Source organism: Vibrio sp. V43_P6S15P86 (assembly GCF_009904725.1).
In the GTDB taxonomy this organism is placed as follows: domain Bacteria; phylum Pseudomonadota; class Gammaproteobacteria; order Enterobacterales; family Vibrionaceae; genus Vibrio; species Vibrio diabolicus.
The window spans coordinates 1-2,733 of record NZ_WXWT01000197.1 but is presented as its reverse complement, the minus strand read 5'-3'; the positions used below and the strand labels follow the sequence as shown (position 1 = coordinate 2,733).

The 2,733-nt window shown below is 42.2% G+C and carries 2 protein-coding genes; both read right to left on the bottom strand.

Annotated features, from left to right (window positions below; translation table 11 throughout):
* A partial coding sequence (locus CAG69_RS08550; protein ID WP_161443712.1) for a sigma-54-dependent transcriptional regulator occupies positions 1-1,204 on the bottom strand: 1,204 nt, incomplete at its 3' end.
* Positions 1,201-2,652 (bottom strand): sensor histidine kinase, encoded by a 1,452-nt coding sequence (locus CAG69_RS08545; RefSeq protein WP_161443711.1) that lies wholly within the window; start codon positions 2,650-2,652, stop codon positions 1,201-1,203. The genes CAG69_RS08550 and CAG69_RS08545, both read right to left, overlap by 4 nt.
* Between the last annotated feature and the right edge of the window lie 81 nt (positions 2,653-2,733).

The following is a 2,733-nucleotide window of genomic DNA, read 5'->3' as shown; positions in this document are numbered from 1 at the left end:
CATTTAACGATGGCATATCTCCGGATAAATATTCAAAAATATTATCTTTGATAGAATTCGACGATTTTCTTATACGATCAGGTAGATGAATTGGTAAAATTTCATCATCGTCACAAAATACGGAGGCCCTCTCAATAGCGTTTTTAAGCTCACGAATATTCCCTGGAAAATCATAATTCATCAGTTCTTTCCATGCTAAGTTACTCAGTTGATAAGCTTTGGTCTTTCCTGATTGAGCCTGATTAGAAAGAAAATATCGAACAAGGAGTGTAAGGTCACCGCCACGCTCCCGAAGAGGGGGCACGGATAATGTAAACATTTCTAGCCGAAAGAATAAATCTTGTCGAAACAGTCCCTCTGCTATGCGCAACTCTAAATCTCGGTGGGTTGCCGTGACGATACGTACATCGACACTAACTTCCTTATCAGAACCCACCGGCCTGATAGTCCCTTCTTGTAATACACGTAATAACTTGGCTTGTAACTCAAGGGGCATTTCACCGATTTCATCAAGGAGCAGGGTTCCTCCGTCTGCCTCCCTTAATAAACCTAGCCGTGATTGATTCGCCCCGGTATAAGCGCCGGCTGAATGTCCAAAAAACTCACTTTCCAGTAACTCCTTAGGGATACCAGCGCAATTAACTGCCAGAAAAGGACCGTCTTTCCTAAGACTTTCATTGTGAATCGCTTTAGCGACTAGCTCCTTACCAGTACCACTTTCTCCCAGTATTAATACAGGCCCATCCGTTTTCGATATTTTTCGGATCATACGGAATAGGTTCTGTATCGCAGCGCTTTCACCTAACATACCGTGAAAGAAACGGCTTTCTACCCGGCTTTTCAAGCTTTGATGCTCAATCAGACGTTTCACGGTTAATAAGCAGTGATCCATATCAAAAGGTTTGGTTAAAAAATCATCCGCTCCCGCTTTAAGTGCATCGACCGCTTGATTAACCGAGCCAAACGCCGTGATTAATAAAATCGCAGGAGTTGGCGTTAGAGCTTTAACTTCTGGTATTAATGTCATACCGTTGCGATCCGGTAATCTTAAATCGGAAATCACCACATCCGGTATTATTTCATTCAACTTAAATGAAGCTTCTTCAGCTGAGTTTACTATTGTTACCTGATATCCTTCGCCCTCAAGCTCTTCACATAATAAATCCGCTAAATCACCATCATCTTCTACCAATAAAATATTCATACTAATTGTTCCTTTGAAAATTGTAGTGTAACGATGAGTCCACCTTGCTCTGAACGCCGAAGAGTTAATTCTCCATGATGATCATTAATAATATTGTTAACAATAGCCAAACCAAGCCCAGTTCCCTGACCTTTCGGTTTTGTGGTGAAAAAGGGTTCTAGGAGCTGAGACAAGTCCATATCAATGGGAATACTTTGCCCATCATCGCTGATGGTTATCGACCAGCCGTCATGCGATTCACCATATTCAACGAGTACGTTTTCTTGAGCGGCTTGGCTTGCATTTCGTAGCAAGTTAATTATCGCTAATTCGAACAGGTCAGGATCAACGAATACCGATGGGTGATCAGGAATATTGATGGTAATTACAGGGGACGACTCCATTTGTTCATGATTCAGTGATTCACTAGCATGTACCACTAAATCTAAGATAAGTACTTTTTCTTTTTGGTTGCTATTTCGAGAAAAGTCTAACAACTGTCGAACGATTCGAGTTAGCCGTTTAACTTGCCCTCTAATCGCCGTCAGCTCATATAACGCCGAGTTCTTATCAATAAATCGTGATAAACGCCTTGCTCTACCATCAATCACATTCAATGGTGCTCCTAATTCATGGGCCACACCTCCGACGAATCGTCCTAACGTCGCCATGCGCTCATTACGTTCTAATCTCAGATTCAGCTTTGTTTCATGTTCTTGATGAGCCAGTATTTCTTGCTGTGCAAGCGCAATATCATCGAGCATTCGATTTAGCGCCCGAGCAATAGAAGATAGTTCGTATGTGTTTGAGTCAGAGGCTCGTAAGTCTAATTGTCCTTGGCCAATCTTAGCCATGATACTCGTTAACTGTGCTACATCACGACCTGCTGCTCGATAATGACCTAAATAGACAATAATTAAAGTGAGCAACCCGATAACACCCCATACACACCAGGCCCAGAGCGACAAAGTATTTATAGAAGACGAAAAATCACTAGCACGACGAGTGATTTCGACAAGGCTCGATATCTGCCCTCGTTTATCGGTAATAGGAAGAAAATGAGAATAGACTTGTTTGCCCGCTTGACGTTGATAGATATTGGCGTCACGTCCAACTTCAAGCAGCTCAAGTGCGATAGGGTTATCTTTATTGTCTCGTTTAGCAATCCCGGCCGCAGCAATACGCTGACCATCCTGATTGTAGACGGACGCACCATATACCTGGCCTAAATCAAAAATGGCATCAAGCGTCCTCTGAACTGTTTCTATATCTCCTTTGTGGATCGCCTCTCCAATAGGAACATCGATTGCTCTGGCGATCAGCTTGAGATCGCCTTTCAGCTTGCTTGTCTGTAAATCAGCAAGATAATAAGTTCCAATGCCAATAGACGCGGCGGATAAGCCCCATAGTGGTAGGAAAACGAATAATAAGATACGAGCAGACAGAGAGACTTTAGTCAATTTAACCATATTTTCCTTTGGATTTAATATGTATCATTTTGTCACACAACAATGGCACAATGTATGACAAAAATAAACATCCATTCATTC

Coding starts and splice junctions, on each gene's coding strand:
- CAG69_RS08545 (WP_161443711.1), bottom strand. CDS start 2,652: ATGGTTAAATTGACTAAAGTCTCTCTGTCTGCTCGTATCTTATTATTC.